Annotated in this window: 18 protein-coding genes; 8 read left to right on the top strand and 10 right to left on the bottom strand. The window is 73.4% G+C overall.

Annotated elements, in window-relative coordinates:
• Positions 1-551: 551 nt before the first annotated feature.
• From ACF1DX_RS31765 to ACF1DX_RS31750, 4 genes are all read left to right on the top strand, one after another.
• Positions 552-1,157 (top strand): sulfite oxidase-like oxidoreductase, encoded by a 606-nt coding sequence (locus tag ACF1DX_RS31765; RefSeq protein ID WP_391794600.1) that lies wholly within the window; start codon positions 552-554, stop codon positions 1,155-1,157.
• 22 nt (positions 1,158-1,179) lie between these two features.
• Positions 1,180-1,956: a ferredoxin reductase gene (locus ACF1DX_RS31760; protein WP_391794714.1), complete on the top strand. Its 777-nt coding sequence runs from the start codon at positions 1,180-1,182 to the stop codon at positions 1,954-1,956.
• Between the two features lie 246 nt (positions 1,957-2,202).
• Positions 2,203-3,171, top strand: a complete 969-nt coding sequence (locus ACF1DX_RS31755) for an acetylxylan esterase (RefSeq protein WP_391794599.1) — start codon at positions 2,203-2,205, stop codon at positions 3,169-3,171.
• Positions 3,172-3,293: 122 nt separating this feature from the next.
• Positions 3,294-4,037 carry a GntR family transcriptional regulator gene (locus tag ACF1DX_RS31750; protein WP_391794598.1) on the top strand — a complete coding sequence of 248 codons (744 nt, stop codon included), beginning with the start codon at positions 3,294-3,296 and terminating at the stop codon, positions 4,035-4,037.
• On the opposite strand, the gene ACF1DX_RS31745 is transcribed toward ACF1DX_RS31750, so the two are convergent.
• Positions 4,007-4,765: a methyltransferase domain-containing protein gene (locus ACF1DX_RS31745; RefSeq protein ID WP_391794597.1), complete on the bottom strand. Its 759-nt coding sequence runs from the start codon at positions 4,763-4,765 to the stop codon at positions 4,007-4,009. The two genes, ACF1DX_RS31750 and ACF1DX_RS31745, sit on opposite strands and share 31 nt — an antisense overlap.
• A gap of 4 nt (positions 4,766-4,769) precedes the next feature.
• Positions 4,770-5,333, bottom strand: coding sequence for a PadR family transcriptional regulator (locus tag ACF1DX_RS31740; protein ID WP_391794596.1), 564 nt, complete (start codon positions 5,331-5,333; stop codon positions 4,770-4,772).
• 69 nt (positions 5,334-5,402) lie between these two features.
• Between ACF1DX_RS31740 and ACF1DX_RS31735 the strand changes: the two genes are divergently transcribed.
• The 3 genes from ACF1DX_RS31735 to ACF1DX_RS31725 all read left to right on the top strand — a co-directional run bounded on the left by ACF1DX_RS31735 (position 5,403) and on the right by ACF1DX_RS31725 (position 8,559).
• Positions 5,403-5,801: a nuclear transport factor 2 family protein gene (locus tag ACF1DX_RS31735; RefSeq protein WP_391794595.1), complete on the top strand. Its 399-nt coding sequence runs from the start codon at positions 5,403-5,405 to the stop codon at positions 5,799-5,801.
• A gap of 369 nt (positions 5,802-6,170) precedes the next feature.
• A complete protein-coding gene (rho, locus tag ACF1DX_RS31730; RefSeq protein ID WP_391794594.1) occupies positions 6,171-7,310 on the top strand; it encodes a transcription termination factor Rho in 1,140 nt (379 codons plus the stop codon).
• 91 nt (positions 7,311-7,401) lie between these two features.
• Positions 7,402-8,559, top strand: a complete 1,158-nt coding sequence (locus tag ACF1DX_RS31725) for a D-alanyl-D-alanine carboxypeptidase family protein (RefSeq protein WP_391794593.1) — start codon at positions 7,402-7,404, stop codon at positions 8,557-8,559.
• 135 nt (positions 8,560-8,694) lie between these two features.
• Here ACF1DX_RS31725 and ACF1DX_RS31720 read toward each other — a convergent pair whose 3' ends face one another.
• Together ACF1DX_RS31720 and ACF1DX_RS31715 are read right to left on the bottom strand one after the other, a co-directional pair.
• A complete protein-coding gene (locus ACF1DX_RS31720; RefSeq protein WP_391794592.1) occupies positions 8,695-9,711 on the bottom strand; it encodes an asparaginase in 1,017 nt (338 codons plus the stop codon).
• A complete protein-coding gene (locus ACF1DX_RS31715) occupies positions 9,711-10,439 on the bottom strand; it encodes a FadR/GntR family transcriptional regulator (protein WP_391794591.1) in 729 nt (242 codons plus the stop codon). Before ACF1DX_RS31715 ends, ACF1DX_RS31720 begins: the two co-directional genes overlap by 1 nt.
• Positions 10,440-10,593: 154 nt before the next feature.
• Between ACF1DX_RS31715 and ACF1DX_RS31710 the strand changes: the two genes are divergently transcribed.
• Complete coding sequence (locus tag ACF1DX_RS31710; protein ID WP_391794590.1) at positions 10,594-11,640, top strand: fatty acid desaturase family protein; 1,047 nt, start codon at positions 10,594-10,596, stop codon at positions 11,638-11,640.
• On the opposite strand, the gene crcB (ACF1DX_RS31705) is transcribed toward ACF1DX_RS31710, so the two are convergent.
• From crcB (ACF1DX_RS31705) to ACF1DX_RS31680, 6 genes are all read right to left on the bottom strand, one after another.
• On the bottom strand, positions 11,637-12,011 hold the full coding sequence (gene crcB / locus ACF1DX_RS31705; RefSeq protein WP_391794589.1) for a fluoride efflux transporter CrcB: 375 nt from the start codon (positions 12,009-12,011) through the stop codon (positions 11,637-11,639). The genes ACF1DX_RS31710 and crcB (ACF1DX_RS31705) overlap by 4 nt on opposite strands.
• Positions 12,008-12,388: a DUF190 domain-containing protein gene (locus ACF1DX_RS31700; protein ID WP_391794588.1), complete on the bottom strand. Its 381-nt coding sequence runs from the start codon at positions 12,386-12,388 to the stop codon at positions 12,008-12,010. The genes crcB (ACF1DX_RS31705) and ACF1DX_RS31700 overlap by 4 nt, the downstream gene beginning before the upstream one ends.
• On the bottom strand, positions 12,385-12,828 hold the full coding sequence (gene crcB / locus ACF1DX_RS31695) for a fluoride efflux transporter CrcB (RefSeq protein WP_391794587.1): 444 nt from the start codon (positions 12,826-12,828) through the stop codon (positions 12,385-12,387). Before crcB (ACF1DX_RS31695) ends, ACF1DX_RS31700 begins: the two co-directional genes overlap by 4 nt.
• A gap of 75 nt (positions 12,829-12,903) precedes the next feature.
• Entirely contained in the window at positions 12,904-13,161 is a 258-nt protein-coding gene (locus tag ACF1DX_RS31690; RefSeq protein WP_391794586.1) for a helix-turn-helix domain-containing protein, read from the bottom strand.
• Between the two features lie 162 nt (positions 13,162-13,323).
• Positions 13,324-14,883, bottom strand: a complete 1,560-nt coding sequence (locus ACF1DX_RS31685) for an arabinogalactan endo-beta-1,4-galactanase (RefSeq protein WP_391794585.1) — start codon at positions 14,881-14,883, stop codon at positions 13,324-13,326.
• 114 nt (positions 14,884-14,997) lie between these two features.
• Positions 14,998-17,019 carry a beta-galactosidase gene (locus ACF1DX_RS31680; protein ID WP_391794584.1) on the bottom strand — a complete coding sequence of 674 codons (2,022 nt, stop codon included), beginning with the start codon at positions 17,017-17,019 and terminating at the stop codon, positions 14,998-15,000.
• Between the last annotated feature and the right edge of the window lie 50 nt (positions 17,020-17,069).

Raw genomic sequence — 17,069 nt, 5'->3', positions numbered from 1 at the left:
AGGCCGCGGGGACCGGCCGGACCGGGAAGACGGCCGGCGCCCGCCGTGCCCGCAGGCCGGCCGGGCGTGCGTGTCCCGGGCGGCCGCCGGTGTCGTACGCGTCACCCGGACGGCCGGGGACGGGCGGCGGCCGGCCGGGACGCCGACCCGGCCCTTGCGCGCCGGGCGGGCCGGCGGTGGACCGCCGGGTGACCGTGCCGGAGCGGCCCGGCCCGGCCGGGCGGCGCCCGGGTCCGGAGGGCCGCCGGGTGCGGGCGGTGCGGCCGACGGAGGACGGCCGGCGCGGCCCCGGGCGGCCGGGAACCACCGCAGCCTCCGGGCGCCCCGCGACCCGGCCCTTGCGCGCCGGGCGGGCCGGCGGTGGACCGCCGGGTGACCGTGCCGGAGCGGCCCGGCCCGGGTGGCCGGGAACCACCGCACGGCCTTCGCAGGCGCCCGGCGGACCGGCCCGCGGGACCGGGACCGGCCTGGCACCGCACCGGTCGCGGACACCGCGTACGGTTGAACACGGAAAACACTTGAGCACCAGTCGCAACGGAATCGCCGATCACGTGAACATCACCCGAGGCTTCACCGGCCGCCCTCGCGTGCACCATCCCGGACTGCCGCCGGGTCAGTACGACGCGGGCGACGAATGGCCCGTCCTGTCCGCCGAGGTCACGCCCGACCTGGCGCCCGCCGACTGGACCTTCCGGATCGACGGGCTGGTGGCGGAGCCCCGCACCTGGGACTGGGAGCAGGCGCACGCGCTGCCGGCCTCGGCGTACGAGGGGGCCATCCACTGTGTGACGAGCTGGTCGAAGTTCGGGGTGCGGTTCGGCGGCGTCTCCCTGGACGCGTTTCTCGACGTGGTCCGGCCCCATGGGTCGGCGACCCATGTGGTCGCGTACGCGCACACCGGCTACACCACCAGCCTGCCGCTCGCGGACGTGACCGGCGGCCGGGCCTGGATCGCCTGGGAGTACGACGGCCGTCCGCTGCCTCCCGAGCACGGCGGCCCGGCGCGGCTGATCGTGCCGCACCTGTACTTCTGGAAGAGCGCCAAGTGGATCGCGGGGCTGCGGCTCCTCGACCACGACGAGCCGGGCTTCTGGGAGGGCAACGGTTACCACGCGCGCGGCAACCCCTGGGAGGAGCAGCGGTACTCCGGTGACTGAGCGGACGACATCGATGACACCCATGACGCCGGCGTCACCGGCCGCACCGGGGCGCTTCACCCCGCCGACGCGGTTCGCGGTGCCCGGGCGGATCGGCGTGAACGAGCAGACCGCGTCCGTGTGGCGGACGGCGACCCTGACGGAGATCCGCCGCGAGACCCCGCGGGCGTCGACCTTCCGGTTCGCCGTGCCCGGCTGGCCGGGGCACGTGCCCGGCCAGCACCTGCTGCTGCGGCTGACCGCCGAGGACGGCTATGCGGCCCAGCGCCACTACTCGATCGCGTCGGCGCCGGACGACTCCGGACACCTCGAGCTGACCCTGGACCGGGTCGAGGGCGGCGAGGTCTCGGGCTGGTTCCACACGGTGGCCCGCCCCGGTGACCGGGTCGAGGTGCGCGGCCCGCTCAGCGGCTTCTTCGCCTGGCCGGGCGACCGGCCCGCGCTGCTGGTGGGCGCCGGCTCCGGAGTGGTCCCGCTGATGTCGATGGTGCGGTATCACCGGACCCGGGACATGAGGCTGCCGCTGCGCCTGCTGGTGTCGGCCCGCAGCCCCGAGGAACTGATCTACGCGCGGGAGTTCGGCTCGGAGACGACCCGGGTGTTCACGCGCAGCGCCCCGGAAGGTGTGCCCGTGGGACGTATGACGGCCGCACATGTGGCGCCGCTCCTGGCCAAGCAGCCTCCCAGTGGGTGGGAGGCCTATGTGTGCGGCTCCAACTCCTTCGCCGAGCACGCCTCCAGGCTGCTCGTGGCGGCCGGTCAGCCCGTGGAGCGCATCCGTATCGAGCGCTTCGGCTGACCGGGGCGTCCCCGTCGGGGCGCCCGCCGTTTCGCACAGCCCCGGCCGGGTGCCCGGCCGGGGCTGTTCCGCGGGTGCCGCGCGCCGCGGCGTCCGAGCCGGCGGCCACCCCTTCCCACCCCCTCTGGGGGCAATCGCTTTCCATGCCCACCACCTGGGACTTTCCCCAGAGCCTCTGGCGATGGCGCCGGTGATCCACGTACGGTGTCATCGCTTCGCACTGTCTCTTCACGAAGGCGGTCCCTGATGGCCCTGTTCGACCTCCCCCTCGACGAACTGCGCGGGTACCGCAGCGCGTCCACCGCGCCCGAGGATTTCGACGCGTTCTGGTCCAAGACGCTCGACGAGGCGCGCGAGCACGATCTGGACGCCCGCTTCGAGCCGGTCGACACGGGGCTGTCGACGGTGCGCGTCTTCGACGTGACGTTCGCCGGGTTCGGCGGTCACCCCGTCAAGGGCTGGCTGGTGCTGCCCGCCGGAGCCGACGCCCCGCTGCCGCTGGTGGTGGAGTTCATCGGCTACGGCGGTGGCCGCGGGCTGCCGCACGAGCACCTGCTGTGGGCGTCCACGGGCCGGGCCCACTTCGTGATGGACACCCGGGGCCAGGGCAGCGCCTGGGGCGCCGGCGGCGGTACGGCGGACCCGGTGGGCGGCGCTCCGGCGTACCCCGGTTTCATGACGCGCGGCATCGACGCCCCCGAGAACTACTACTACCGCCGGGTGTTCACGGACGCCGTACGGGCGGTGGAGGCGGCGCGGTCGCACCCGCTGACCGACGCGAGCCGTACGGTCGCCGTGGGCGCCAGCCAGGGCGGGGGCATCACCATCGCGGTGGGCGGGCTGGTCCCGGACCTGGCCGGCGTCGCGCCGGACGTGCCGTTCCTCTGCGACTTCCCGCGCGCGACGACGCTCACCGACCGGCAGCCGTACCGGGAGATCGGCTCCTACCTCAAGACGCACCGCGGCCGCTTCGAGGACGTCCTGCGCACGCTGTCCTACTTCGACGGCGTGCACTTCGCCGCCCGCGGCAGCGCGCCCGCCCTGTTCTCGGCGGCCCTGGAGGACCAGACCTGCCCGCCCTCGACGGTGTTCGGGGCCTTCAACGCCTGGGCGCACGACGACAAGGCGATCGAGGTGTACGACTTCAACGACCACGAGGGCGGCGGCCCCTTCCAGGAGGCGGCCAAGCTGCGCTGGATGCGCTCGTACGCCTGAGGGGACCGTACGGTTCCGGCCGAACTGCCGGACCGTTCTTCCCTGCTGGTGTAGACCAATGATAGGTGTGGTGGCCCAACGAGCCCGCACGGCTACGGACCGTCACCCACAGGAGGCGCGGCATGGCCCGCACCACCCCGCACGACCACTCGCCCACCGAAGGGGAGCCCCTCTACCGGAGGATCGCCACGGAGTTGCTCGGCGAACTGCGGGACGGAACGATTCCGCCGGGCGAACGCCTCCCCGGCGAGCGGCGGCTGGCCGAGCACTTCGAGGTCAGCAGGGAGACCGTACGGCAGGCGCTGCAGGTGCTGCGCCGTGACGGACTGGTCGCCACCGACCGGCGGGGCAGCCACGCCACGCTGCCCGGCCTGCCGGTGGAGACGCCGGCGTCGTCCGGTTTCCCGCTCGGCGCGTGGTGCGCCGAGCGGGGCGCGACGACCAGGGCCACCGTGACCTGGGAGGCCCCGCCGCCCGGGCACGCCGAGGCCCTGGGAGTGGCCCCGGCCCGGCCGACGCTGGTGCACCGCTACCGGTCGGCGTCGGCCGACGGGCGGGAGCTGCGGACGGCGGTGACATCGTTCTCCGCCGTGGCGCTCGCGGAGGTCGAGGAGCTGGGCCGCTATCGCGCCCGGGCCGACGGCGCCGGCGCGGCGGAGCTGCGGCGGGCCTACGACTGGATGCGCCGGGCGGGCCTGACCCTGCATCACCGCGACACGATCGCGCCGGTCGCGGGGACGCCGTCGGTCCGGGTCACCCGGCGGGTGCACGACCAGTACGCCCGCCCGCTGGAGATCACCGAACTCGTCATGGACGCCCGGGAGGACGTCCTGGTCTACGAGTTCACGGTCCCGGCGGCGGTCTGACCGGGTCCGGGGCGTCCGGCGACGACCAGCCGGACCCGCGGGCTGCCGTCCCGGCGCCGTCCGAACCCGGGCAGTGCCCACGACTCCACCCGGAACCCGGCCCGGGTCAGCTCGCGCCGCACGGCACCGAAGCGGAAGGCGCGGTAGTACATGACGAACGGCGGGCGCCACACCGCGTTGCGCACCCGCATCGCGGCGTCGAACCCCAGCAGCATCCCGTACGTGAGCGAACCCGGCCGGGGCGGCGCGACCACGGGGAAGACGAAGCGTCCGCCCGGCCGGAGCACCGAGTGGACCTGCGCGAACAGCCCGGGCAGTTCACGCGGCAGGAAGTGGCCGAACGCGCCGAAGCTGACCACGAGGTCGAAGACCGGGCCGAACGGCAGTGCCCGCGCGTCCGCCCGCACCCAGCCGGTCACCGGCCCCGGCGGCCGGACGCGCTCCCGCGCGACGGTCAGCATGCCGGTGCTGAAGTCCACTCCGGTGACGCTCCCCCGGCACACCTGCCGCAGCACGTCGACGCCCGCGCCGGTGCCGCAGCACAGATCGAGCCCGGCCCCGAAGGGCCCTGCCCGCCGCAGCGCCTCCGTGGTGGCGTCGAGCACCGGGTCGGGCGTGCGGAAGGGGGTGTGGTCGAACTTCGGCGCGAGGAGGTCGTAGCCGCGTTCCACGGACGACAGCGCCTGGACGGCGAGCTCGCGCAGCCGGGGGCCTTCGGGACCGAACATCCGCTCAGCCTAGGGGAGCACGGCCGCGCACCACCGTCAGCACCCGCTCGCACCAGCGCAGATTCTCCTCCTCGAAGGCGACTCCGCCCAGCAGGGTGAGGTACGGTCCGACCCGGTCGGCCTCGCTCAGGTACTGCTCCTCGGAGCGGCCGTCCAGCAGGCGTTCGCGCACGCGCGCGTAGCGGGCGAGTTTGCCGCGCGCCCACGCCATCCGTTCCTCGATCAGCGCGGCCGTGGCCCCGGGGTCCGTACCGTCCATGGCCTGGATCTTGATCAGGAGTTCGTCGCGGATGGCGGTGGGCCGCCGGGGCGGCTCGGCGGCGAAGGCGCGCAGGTCGTCGCGGCCGGCCTCGGTGAGGGTGAACATCCGCTTGTCCGGGCGCCGTTCCTGCCGTACCACCCGGGCCTCGACGAGCCCGTCCCCCGCCAGCCGCTCGAGTTCCCGGTAGAGCTGCTGGGGCGTGCAGGCCCAGAAGTTGGCGAACGAGACGTCGAAGATCTTGGACAGCTCGTAGCCCGAGGCCTCTCCCTCCAGGAGGGCGGCCAGGACGGCGTACTTCAGGGACATGTGGACACGTTAGCAGCGGGTGATTATTGTCATCCGCACCTATTCAACAAGTTGACTATGGGAGTCGCGATGCGCGCATTCCGGGAGGCGGTGGAGGCCCATGACCTCGACGCCGTCGTGGCGCTGCTGGCGGAGGACGTCGTCTTCACCAGCCCGGTCGTGTTCAAGCCGTACAGCGGCAGAGCGGTCACCGGGGCGATCCTGCGCGCGGTGGCGGAGGTCTTCGAGGACTTCCGGTATGTGCGCGAGATCGTCGACGCCGACGGCCGTGACCACGCGCTCGTGTTCACCGCGCGGGTGGGTGACCGCCGGGTCGACGGCTGCGACTTCCTCCACGTCGACGACGACGGACGCATCGACGAGCTGACCGTGATGGTGCGTCCGCTGTCGGGTGCGCAGGCGCTCGCGGCGGCCATGGGGGCGCGGTTCGAGCGGATCGCCCAGGAGGCACGGGAGAACCCCGCCTGAACCCGCGCGGGAGCGAGACTCCGACACGGGCCCGCCGGTCGTCACCGGCGGGCCCGTCGTCCGTACGGACCGCGCTTCTCCTTACCCACCACCGCACCGGGTGGTACAGTTTCCCCAGCACTCGTGTTACGCCCCCTCTTGTCCGGGCGCCGGTGCCAGTTCCTCCTCGCACATCACTTCGGTTCGCCGCTTCCGCCCGTCGTGTCCGACCGGCGTACGGCTTTCCCGCACCACCTCGTCGGCAGGGTCTCCTCCCGCCGTGACCGGGGTGCTGCTCTCCGCCGCCCAAGGCGCGTGTCCGCCCTCCCCGCGCGGTTCCCCTCCTTCCCACCGCATTCCCGCCCGTCGTCCGCGAAAGGACCGACCCCCATGACCACCACCACACTCGATCACCCTCCCGTACGGCAGCGGCCCCAGCTCGTCACCGGTGTCCTGGACATCGACGCGGCCGGGAAGGGGTGGCTGCGCGCGGAGAGCTGCCTGCCCTCCCCCTCCGACCCGTCCGTCTCCCCCGCGCTGCTGCGCCGCCACGGCCTGCGCAAGGGCGACCTCCTGGAGGGCGTGCGCGGCGACCGGCGCGCCCTGACCGAGGTCACCCGCGTCGAGGGCCGCACACCCGGCGCGCCGCACGCCCGGCGGCACTTCCGCGACCTGACGCCGCTTCACCCGCACCGGCGGCTGCGCCTGGAGCACCCGGCGTCCGGCCTCGCCGGGCGGGTCGTCGATCTGCTCACACCGGTCGGCAAGGGGCAGCGCGGGCTGCTCGTGGCACCGCCCAGGACCGGCAAGACCGTCCTGCTCCAGCAGCTCGCGGCGGCCGTCGCCGGCAACCACCCCGAGTGCCGGCTGATGGTGGTGCTGCTCGACGAACGCCCCGAGGAGGTCACCGACATGCGGCGCTCGGTGCGCGGCGAGGTGTACGCCTCGACCTTCGACCGGCCCGCCAAGGAGCACATCGCGCTCGCCGAACTGGTCGTCGAACGGGCCAGGCGGCTGGTCGAGGCGGGCGAGGACGTCGTCGTGCTCCTCGACTCGCTGACCCGGCTGTGCCGGGCGTACAACAACGCGGCCGCCTCCGGTGGCCGCACCCTCAGCGGCGGTGTCGACGCCTCCGCGCTGCTCGGGCCCAAGCGGTTCTTCGGCTCCGCCCGGCAGGCCGAGGAGGGCGGCTCGCTCACGATCCTCGCCTCGGCCCTGGTGGAGACCGGCTCCCGGGCCGACGAGTTCTATTTCGAGGAGCTCAAGAGCACCGGCAACATGGAGTTCCGGCTGAGCCGCGAGGCCGCCGCGCGGCGGCTGTTCCCCGCCGTCGACATCACGGGATCGGGCACCCGCCGCGAGGAACTGCTGCTCACTCCGGCCGAGTCGACCGCCGCACGGGGACTGCGACGCGCGCTGCGGTCGCGGGACGGGCTGGCCGATCTGGAGACCCTGCTGGGCCGGATGCGCGAGACCCCCGACAACGCGGCGTTCCTGCGGCGCGTCCAGCCGACCCTGCCGGGCGGCTGAGGCGCCGTCGGCATGCGGCATCCGGGTGCTCGCGGGCGGCCCCCGGCCGGGGCAGCGCGGTGTCCGGGGGGTCCCTTCCTACGTTTGCGGTATGACTATCGGATTTACTTCGCGGGCTATCGTGTCGGCCTGCGTGCTCTGCGCGGCGGGCCTGCTGGTGACGGCGCCCGCCGCGGCGATCGCCGGCGTCGACCCCGGGCCGCGGGTGAGGGCCGGGGCGCTGCTGTACCGGCCCGGCACGCACGTCCGCCCGCTCCCGGGGGCACCCGAGGTCCCGGATCCGTCCGCCCTGTCGTGGCTGGTCGCCGACGCCCGCACCGGCGACGTACTGGCGGCGCACGACGCGCACCGCCGGCTGCCGCCGGCCAGCACGCTCAAGACGCTGTTCGCGCTCACCGTGCTGCCGATCCTCCCGGCCGGCATCCGGCACCGGGTCGACGAGGAGGAGCTGGCGGGCATCGGCCCCGGCAGCAGCCTCGTCGGGGTCGCGGAGAACCGTACGTACCGGGTGTCCGACCTGTGGAACGGGGTCTTCCTCAGTTCCGGCAACGACGCCGTGCGCGTGCTGGCCGCGCTCAGCGGGGGCTGGCGGGCCACCGCCGAGCGGATGCAGGCCAAGGCCCGCGCGCTGGGCGCCCGCGACACCCGGGTCACGTCACCCGACGGCTACGACGCACCCGGTCAGGTGTCGTCGGCGTACGACCTGGCGGTGTTCGGCCGGGCGGGGCTGCGCAACGACGAGTTCGTCCGGTACTGCGCCCGGCACGAGGCGCTGTTCCCGGCCCGCGACGGCGGCTCGTACGGCATCGTGAACACCAACCGGCTGCTCACCGGCGCGGACGGCGTCGAACCCTACGAAGGGCTGATCGGCATCAAGAACGGCTACACCAGCGACGCCGGCAACACCCTCGTGGCCGCGGCACGCCGGGACGGTCGCACCCTCGTGGTGACGGTCATGAACCCCCGGTCGGGCGGCGGCCACGCGGTGTACGAGGAGGCCCGCACGCTGCTGGACTGGGGCTTCGAGGCGACCGGGCACGTGGCCCCGGTGGGCTCCCTGGACGCCCTGCGCCCCGGCCCGCCGGCCGGCCCGGAGGCGGAGCCCGTCACGACCTCCGTGGCCCGGAGCCACGACACCCCGGGCCGCCCGGTCACCTGGACCATCGCCGGCGCCGCCCTCCTGGGCGCCGCGGGCGTGTCCCTGTACCTGCGCCTCAGATGGGGCCCGGTACCAACGAATCAAGGGTGACGAGAGCGCCCCGAGGGGGCGCGGGGCTGTATTCGACATGCGGCTTTGCCGCGTGGGCGCGACAAGCCCCCACCGGCCCGCGGTCAACAGGAATCCGCGACCACCCCGAAGGGGCGCGGGGAACTGCGCGGACAACTACACCCAGGCCGGTGAGGTCACGGACTCCAGCGCACGAACGACCCGCACTTCCCCGACCGGCCGCCCGCCCCCGAGCAACACCTCACCCCCGAACTCCTTGAGCAGGGAGGCATCCACCCCCGCCCGCACCAGCGCCGCCGCGGCGACCGGCACCCGCGCCCGCCCCGCCCCGTCCGCGATCTTCACGGCGACCGCCCGCCCGTCGGGCAACGCGGCCACCTGAACACCCTCGAATCCGTCCTTCGCGAGCAGCCCCGGCACCGCCCGCATCAACGCGGCCACGTCCCGGCCCGACCCGGAGGCCATCTCCGCGTGCTCCCGCATCGCGTCGGCGACGCGCGCCTCCGGAGTGCCGGACGCGGCGGTGGTGATCCGCGCGGCGGCGCGGGCGAGACCCCGCAGGGAGACCGCGAACAACGGCGCGCCGCAGCCGTCGACGGTGACCGTGGCGACGCGCTGCCCGGTGAGGTCCTCGACGATCTCGGCGATCGCCTGCTGGAGGGGGTGGGCGGGGTCGAGGTAGTCGTCGAGGGACCAGCCGTTCAGCCGGGCCGTGTACAGCATGGCGGCGTGCTTGCCGGAGCAGTTCTGGGCGAGCCGGGACGGCGGGCGGCCCTCGCGCACCCAGGTGTCCCGGACGACCGGGTCGAACGGCAGGTCGGGGACGTTGCGGAGGTCGTCCTCCGTCAGTCCGGCGAGTTCGAGGATGCGCCGGGTGCCGGCGAGGTGGCGTTCCTCGCCGGAGTGGCTGGCGGCGGCGAGCGACAGCAGTTCGCCGTCGAGCGGGAGCCCCGCGCGGACCATCGCCACCGCCTGGACGGGCTTGAGCGCGGAGCGCGGATAGCAGGCGGCCTCGATGTCGCCGAGCTGGAAGTCGGCCTCGCCGTCGGGGCCGAGGACGACGACGGAGCCGTAGTGGACGCCTTCGACGACCCCGCCGCGTATCAGGTGGGCGACGGGGGCGTGGAGGGGCTCGCGGATCAGGGGGGTGTCCACGGGGATGGTGCTGTACATCACACTGCCTGGGGGGAGTCGTGGGCCGGCGTGCGCACGGAGCGCACGATGTCGGTGAGGGTGGTCTCGACGCGGTCGAGGTGGTGGGTCATGGCCTCGACGGCGTCGTGCGCGGAGCCGTCGGCCAGTGCCTCGACGATCGCCCGGTGCTCGCGGTCGGACTGCTCACGGCGTCCGCCGAGTTCGTTGAGGAAGGCGGACTGGCGGGCCAGCGCGTCCCGGATCTCCTCGATGACCCGGCGGAAGACCGGGTTCTGGGCGGCCTCGGCCACGGCGAGGTGGAAGAGGGTGTCCATCGCGACCCACGCCGCGGTGTCGGTCTCGCGCTCCATCCGGTCCAGCAGACGGGTCAGCCGGTCCAGGTTCTCCGGGGTGCGGCGCTCGGCGGCGTACCCGGCGACCGGGATCTCGATGTGCCGGCGCACCTCGAGCAGGTCGCCGGCCGCGTAGTCGCCGAAGGTGGGGTCCTCGACGGCGTCGGCGACGACGAAGGTGCCCTTGCCGGTCCTGGACACGGTCAGGCCCATGGTCTGCAGGGCCCGCAGCGCCTCGCGCAGCACGGGCCGGGAGACCTCGAGGGCGCGGCACAGCTCCGCCTCGGAGGGCAGCTTGTCGCCGATCGCGTACTCGCCGCGCTCGATGGCGTCGCGGAGGTGGGAGAGGACCGCTTCCATCGCGCTGACGCGCCGCGGACCCGCACCACCTGTCTGGCTGTCTGACAGGTTCACGGGGCGATGGTGCGGGGGCGGCGCGGGCGCTGTCAAGCGGAGGGTCCGTGCGGGAGGGTGGGGCCAGCCATACCCCCCGCCGGGGGTCCCCGCCACTCCCCTCCGGGGGCCAACATCATTCCGCCCCGCGGAAATCGTTCACATACTCAAGAACATGGCCAATCCGACGGTACTCACCACTGTCCCGCCCGCGCCCGCACGCGAAAAGGGAAGCGACTTCTCCGAATTGTCACGGCGCATAGCCGAAGCGGGTCTGCTGCGACGCCGCCCCCTCTATTACACGGTGCGTTTCGGGGCCGTGGGAACGGCGCTCGCGGGCGGTGTCGCCGCTTTCCTCGTCCTGGGTGACAGCTGGAGTCAGCTGATCGTCGCCGCCGCTCTGGCCGTGGTGTTCGGGCAGCTCGGACTGGCGGCGCACGATCTGGCCCACCGCCAGGTGTTCTCCCGCCGGCGCCCCAGTGAGACCGGCGGGCTGCTGGTGGCCAATGTGCTGCTGGGCATGAGTTACGGCTGGTGGATGAACAAGCACACGCGCCACCACGCGAACCCCAATCACGAGAAGAAGGACCCGGATGTCGCTCCCGACATCATCGTGTGGTCGCGGCGTCAGGCGAAACAGGCGAAGGGGCCGGCGCGATTCATCGGAAAGCACCAGGCGGCGCTTTTCTTCCCACTGCTGACCCTGGAGGGCCTCAATCTGAGTTTCAGCAGTCTCAAGGCGCTGCGCAGCCCGTCGATGAAACGGCCGGCGCTGGAGGGAACGCTGCTCGTCGCCCATTTCGCCGTGTACTTCGGCGGTCTGTTCCTGATGCTCTCCCCCGGCAAAGCGCTCGCGTTCATCGCCGTCCACCAGGGACTGTTCGGGATCTACCTGGGTTCCGTGTTCGCCCCCAACCACAAGGGCATGCCGATGATCGAGGAGGGCACCGAGCTGGACTTCCTGCGCCGCCAGGTCCTCACCTCCCGCAACGTCGACGGCGGGGTGCTCATCGACGTGTTCATGGGCGGGCTGAACTACCAGATCGAGCATCACCTGTTCCCCAGCATGCCGACGCCGGCCCTCGGCCGGGCCCAGGTCATCACCGAGCGGTACTGCGCCGAGCTGGGCGTCCCGTACTGCCGGACGGGTCTGCTCGCCTCGCACCGTCAGGCCCTGCGTCACCTCAGGCAGGTCGGGGAGCCGCTGCGCGACAAGGCCTAACCCCACACCGCCTCGGCCAGGGCCGCGCCCGCGAAGGCCGCGCCCAGGCCGGCCGTCACGCTCGCCGCCACGTTCACGGCGGCGTAGCCGCGGGCGCCGGTCTCGGCCAGGCGGAGGGTCTCGTAGGAGAAGGTGGAGTAGGTGGTCAGGGCGCCGCACAGGCCCGTGCCGAGGAGCAGCTGGAGGCGGGAGCCGGCCGCGCCCGCGGCCACCGCGCCGGTGAGCAGGCCCAGGACCAGGCTGCCGGCCACGTTGACCGTGAAGGTCCCCCAGGGGAACACCGAGTCGTGCCGGGACTGCACCGCGCGGTCGGTGAGATAGCGCAGCGGGGCGCCGGCCATGGCGCCCAGCACCACGTACAGCCAGTTCACCGCGGCGCCCCGCCCGTCCGGTCCGTGGCACCGGTCCCGTCGTCGCGGCGCATGTGCCCGACGGCCTCGCAGCGGTCGAGGAGGACCAGTCCGTCGGTGACGAGCGTGTCGAGTTCCGGCAGGAAGGCCCGTACGCGCTCCTCGGTGTCGACCACGACGACCGCCACCGGCAGGTCCTCGCTCAGGGACAGCAGCCGGGAGGTGTGGACGACGGAGGAGGTGCCGAAGCCCTCGACGCCGCGGAAGACGCTGGCCCCCGCGAGCCCGGCCGCACGGGCCCGGTGGACGATCTCCGAGCAGAGGGGCCGGTGGTGCCACGTGTCGTTCTCGCCGACGTACACGGTCAGGCGGAGGACGGTGCCGGTCAGCCGGGTCATGGCTGCCTCCCGATCAGGACGCGGCGGGTCGCCGTGGCGGCCGTCCACACGGCGGCGAGCGCCGCGAGCGGGGTCACCGCGAGGTAGACGAGTCCGGTACCCGCCTTGCCGCCGTCGAGCAGGTTGTGGACGTCGACGGCGTACGTGGAGAAGGTGGTGAAGCCGCCGAGGACGCCGGTGCCGAAGAACGGGCGGAGCAGGGGGTGGGCGGTGCGGACCTCGGTGATGATCACCATGAACACGCCGATGACGGCGCAGCCGGTGACATTGACCCAGAGGATCGCCCAGGGGAACCCGTGCGCCGGTGCCGGCCACCACAGGGAGGCCGCGTACCGGGCCGCCGCCCCCGCTCCCCCGCCGAGCGCGACGGCGGTGACGACGGGGGCCTGGGCGCGGAAGGCGGGGCGGGCCCGAGGGCTCTCGGTCTCCGTGGCTGTCACCGTCGTACGCCTCCCACTCGCTCGGGATCAGCGTAACGTCCCGGAACACGGCGGGTCGCGCCACGGCCCCGCGCGCTACCAGCCCTTCTCGAACAGCCGCGCCACCTCGGCGATCCGCGCCTCGTCGCGCCGGTAGCGCGCGCGGACGCCGGAGCCGTCGGTGCGCAGCAGGCCGAGGGCCGTGAGCAGCCGCAGGTGGGTGAGGGCGGCCGGACGGGGCAGACCGAGCCGTGCGGCGACGGCCTCCGCGGTCAGGCCGCCGGCCGCCGCGTCCTGTTCCCTCAGCAGCGTCAGGACGCGCAGTCGTGTCCCGTCGACGGGGGTCCTCAGCATCTCGTACACCTCCGCGCCGGGCCTCGCGCTCCGGAGCCCTTCCACTCTGCCGTGAGCGGGGGCCTCGTGTCCCGGCCCGACGGCACCTTGTCCAAGACCCAACGGCCCTGCGGCCAAAGGCCGTTCGGCCCCGCCCCGGTCCGCGGGGCGGGGCCGGCGGGCTCAGCGGTGGCGGAACCAGGCCGTCGCGGGCAGCGCGCGGTCGTCGTAGCCGAACAGCGCCTGGTTCTCCCAGCCGTTGCCGGAGGACGGGTCGGCGGGGTCCCAGCCGTTGCCGGCACGGGCGGTCCAGGTGGCCTCCCAGTAGAAGACGCCGAGGCCACGGCCGTTCGGGACGGCCTCCACGATGCTCGCCACGTCGTTCATCCAGCGGGTCTGCCCGGTGGTGGACGCCGGGTAGCCGGGGACGAGTTCGGTGTCGAGGTCGATGATGTTCTCGAGGCCGTCCTCGCTGTCCAGACGGAACGGGTAGGCCGTCTCGGCGACGAAGACGGGCTTGCCGCAGCGGCCGGCCGTGTCGTCCAGGGTCGTCTGGAAGTCGTGCAGCGTGCCGTGCCAGTAGCCGTAGTACGACAGGCCGATGGCGTCGAACCTCACGCCGTGGGAGACCGCGTTGTCGAACCACCAGCGGGTGCCGTCGAGGTCACCGCCCTCGGCGAGGTGCAGCGCGGCGACCGTGGACGGGTTGACCGCCTTGACCGCGTCGTAGCCGGAGTTGAGCAGTCCGGCGAGCTGGGTCCAGTTGTCGGTGGAGCCCTCGTTCCACAGCATGCCGCCGTTGATCTCGTTGCCGACCTGGACCATGTCGGCGGTGGTGCCCTGCCTCTTGAGGGCGTCGAGGACGTCGTACGTGTGGTCGTGGACGTCCTTCTTCAGCTGCTCATAGCCGTGTCCGGCCCAGGCGGCGGGCTTGTTCTGCTTGCCCGGGTCGGCCCAGGCGTCCGAGTAGTGGAAGTCGACGAGCAGCTTCATGCCCTGCGCCTTGATCCGCTTGGCCAGGGCGAGGACGTGCGCCTTGTCGTTGTAGCCGTCGGCCGGGTTCACCCAGACCTTCAGGCGGGCGTAGTTCATGCCGGCGGACCTCAGGATCGCGACCGGGTCGCCGGCGGTGCCGGACGCGGTCCGGTAGACCCCGCCCCTGGCCTCGCTCTTGGGCAGGGAGGAGATGTCGGCGCCCTTGACCGGCAGGCCCGAGGTGCCCCGGGTGAGGGTCAGGTCGTCGACGTTGATCCAGTTGCCGGCGTTCGCGTCGCTGGTGACGCTGATCGTGCACCGGCCGTTGGTCACGCGGACCGGCACGACGATCCGTATCCATCCGGAGTCGGAAACCGGCAGGTCGGTGCGCTGCTCGGCGCCGCCGCAGTTCTTCAGGGCGAGGTACGCGGCGTTCTGGCCGCCGCCGGAGCGGACCCAGGCGGTGAGCCTGTAGTCGCCGCCCGCCAGGCCGGACAGGTGCTGGTACGTCTCCACCTCGTAGGCGGAGGACGACCAGTGGGACAGGCGGTGACCGCCGTCGCGGCCGCCGGACTCCGTGTACGAGGCGGCCGTGTCGCCGTACTCGGACCAGCCGGCCGGGGTGGCGGTGCCGGAACCGCCGGTCTCGAAGCCGCCGTTGGTGAGGGTGCTCGCGGCCGTCGCGGTCTGTGCGGGCAGGGCGGTGAGGGCCAGCCCGGCCACGAGCGGCGGCAGCAGGGCGCGGAGTGTGCGTCTGGGATGGAACATGGGCGTTCGTCGTCCCTTCGACGTGGGGAGGGGGACGCCCCGCGCCCGGAGGGCGGGGGCGGGGCCCCCTCCGCCCGCGGCTGTGCGCTCGCGCGGGCGGAGGGGAGTCGCGGCTCAGCCGTCGAGTCGTACGACCCGGACGGCTCCTGCCGGGACCGCGAGGCGGCCCGCGGCGCGTTCACCGGTCAGCAGCTCGGTGCCGGGGGTGTCCAGCGGCACCTTGGCGTCGGTGGCGGTGTGGTTGATCGCGAACAGGAAGGTGCCCGACTCACCGGCGCGGCGCACCACTTCGACGTCGCGGGGCAGGTCGGCACGCGGGGCGATCGAGGTGTCCTCGACGACCCTGCCGAGCAGGGCGGCGAGGCCCTCGGCGCCGAGCCGGGTGGAGACGTACCAGGCGGTGCCCTCGCCGAGGCGGTGCCGGGTGACGGCCGGGCGCCCCCCGGTCAGGCCGTCGGCGTACGTCCACACCGTCTCGGCGCCGCGCGGCACCACGAACTCCGTCCACACGTCGGCGCCGAGCTCGGAGCCGTCGGGGCCGGTCAGGCGGACCCGCTCGCCCTGGAGCAGGGGGGAGAACTCCTCGACGGTCAGACCGAGGACGTCGCGCAGGGCACCCGGGTAGGGGCCCTCGTGCACGGCGTCGTGTTCGTCGACGATGCCGGAGAAGTACGACACCACGAGGGTGCCGCCGTTCTCGACGTACTCCCTGAGGTTGTTCCCGGCCGCCTCCGTCATCAGGTACAGGGCCGGTACGACGACAAGGGGATACCTCGACAAGTCGGCCTCGGGGTGGGCGAAGTCGACGGTGAGGTGGTGGTCGTAGAGGGCCTCGTACCAGGCGTCGGCGCGTTCGCGGGCGTCGTGGTCCTCGCTGGGGCGCCAGTCGAGGTTCTGCGCCCACCAGGACTGCCAGTCCCACAGCACGGCGGCGTCGGCCTCGGTGCGGGTGCCCCGGATCGGGGCCAGCGAGTCGATCGCCGCGCCGAGTTCGGTCACCTCGCGGAAGACGCGGGTCTCCGTGCCGCCGTGCGGCAGCATCGCGGAGTGGAACTTCTCGGCTCCGCGCCGGGACTGGCGCCACTGGAAGAACATCGCGCCCTCGGAGCCGCGGGCCACGTGGGCGAGGGAGTTGCGGGCCATCTGGCCGGGGGCCTTGGCGGGGTTGCGGGGCTGCCAGTTGACGCCCGAGGTGGAGTGTTCGAGCAGCAGCCAGGGGGCGCCGCCGGCGACGGAGCGGGTGAGGTCGGCGGCCATGGCGAGGTTGACGTGGGTGCGGCGGCCGTCGGTGATCAGGTAGTGGTCGTTGGTGACGAGGTCCACCTCGCGGCCCCAGGCCCAGTAGTCGACGGAGTCGCACTGGCTGAGGGCGGTCATGAAGTTGGTGGTGACCGGGACGCCGGGTGAGAGGCGGTGCAGGATGTCCCGCTCGGCGGTGAAGTTCTCGCGCATGGTGGCGTCGGCGAACCGCCGGTAGTCCAGCGCCTGGGCCGGGTTGCCGACCGTCGGGGTCCGGCGCGGCGGGTTGATCTCGTCGAAGGCGGCGTAGCGCTGCCCCCAGAAGGCGGTCCCCCAGGCCTCGTTGACGGCGTCGACGGTGCCGTACTCCCGCTCCAGCCAGCGGCGGAAGTGGGCGGCGCAGGAGTCGCAGTAGCAGGCGGAGACGGGGACGCCGTACTCGTTGTGGACGTGCCACATCGCGAGCGCGGGGTGGTCGCCGTAGCGCTCGGCGAGCTTCGTGGTGATGTTCGCGGCGGCGGCCCGGTAGTCGGCGTTGCTGTGGCAGATGGCGCCGCGGGAGCCGAACTCCAGGCGTACGCCGTCCTCGGTGACGGGCAGCGCGTCGGGGTGGGCGCGGTAGAACCAGGCGGGCGGCGCCACGGTGGGCGTGCCGAGGTCGACGCGGATGCCGCCTGCGTGGAGCAGGTCGAGGTTGCGGTCGAGCCAGCCGAAGTCGTACACGCCGGGCGAGGGTTCCAGCAGGGCCCAGGAGAAGATCCCGGCGCTCACCATGGTGACGCCGGCCTCCCGCATCAGCCGGACGTCCTCGTCCCAGACGCTTTCCGGCCACTGCTCGGGGTTGTAGTCCCCACCGAAGGCGAGCCCGGTGAGGCCCCTGGGGGTGGTCTCCGGCATGGATTCTCTCCCGATGTGTCGATCTTTTGGGAACGTGCACACACATTTTC

This window comes from Streptomyces sp. NPDC014676 (genome assembly GCF_043084105.1).
Taxonomy (GTDB): Bacteria; Actinomycetota; Actinomycetes; order Streptomycetales; family Streptomycetaceae; genus Streptomyces.
This window is presented reverse-complemented; position numbering and strand designations above follow the sequence as displayed.

Excerpts from the sequence above, each read along its gene's own strand:
- ACF1DX_RS31760 (WP_391794714.1), top strand. The coding sequence starts at position 1,180 with ATGACGCCGGCGTCACCGGCCGCACCGGGGCGCTTCACCCCGCCGACG.
- ACF1DX_RS31755 (WP_391794599.1), top strand. The coding sequence starts at position 2,203 with ATGGCCCTGTTCGACCTCCCCCTCGACGAACTGCGCGGGTACCGCAGC.
- ACF1DX_RS31750 (WP_391794598.1), top strand. The coding sequence starts at position 3,294 with ATGGCCCGCACCACCCCGCACGACCACTCGCCCACCGAAGGGGAGCCC.
- ACF1DX_RS31745 (WP_391794597.1), bottom strand. The coding sequence starts at position 4,765 with ATGTTCGGTCCCGAAGGCCCCCGGCTGCGCGAGCTCGCCGTCCAGGCG.
- ACF1DX_RS31740 (WP_391794596.1), bottom strand. The coding sequence starts at position 5,333 with ATGTCCCTGAAGTACGCCGTCCTGGCCGCCCTCCTGGAGGGAGAGGCC.
- ACF1DX_RS31735 (WP_391794595.1), top strand. The coding sequence starts at position 5,403 with ATGCGCGCATTCCGGGAGGCGGTGGAGGCCCATGACCTCGACGCCGTC.
- rho (WP_391794594.1), top strand. The coding sequence starts at position 6,171 with ATGACCACCACCACACTCGATCACCCTCCCGTACGGCAGCGGCCCCAG.
- ACF1DX_RS31725 (WP_391794593.1), top strand. The coding sequence starts at position 7,402 with ATGACTATCGGATTTACTTCGCGGGCTATCGTGTCGGCCTGCGTGCTC.
- ACF1DX_RS31720 (WP_391794592.1), bottom strand. The coding sequence starts at position 9,711 with ATGTACAGCACCATCCCCGTGGACACCCCCCTGATCCGCGAGCCCCTC.
- ACF1DX_RS31710 (WP_391794590.1), top strand. The coding sequence starts at position 10,594 with ATGGCCAATCCGACGGTACTCACCACTGTCCCGCCCGCGCCCGCACGC.
- ACF1DX_RS31700 (WP_391794588.1), bottom strand. The coding sequence starts at position 12,388 with ATGACCCGGCTGACCGGCACCGTCCTCCGCCTGACCGTGTACGTCGGC.
- ACF1DX_RS31690 (WP_391794586.1), bottom strand. The coding sequence starts at position 13,161 with ATGCTGAGGACCCCCGTCGACGGGACACGACTGCGCGTCCTGACGCTG.
- ACF1DX_RS31685 (WP_391794585.1), bottom strand. The coding sequence starts at position 14,883 with ATGTTCCATCCCAGACGCACACTCCGCGCCCTGCTGCCGCCGCTCGTG.
- ACF1DX_RS31680 (WP_391794584.1), bottom strand. The coding sequence starts at position 17,019 with ATGCCGGAGACCACCCCCAGGGGCCTCACCGGGCTCGCCTTCGGTGGG.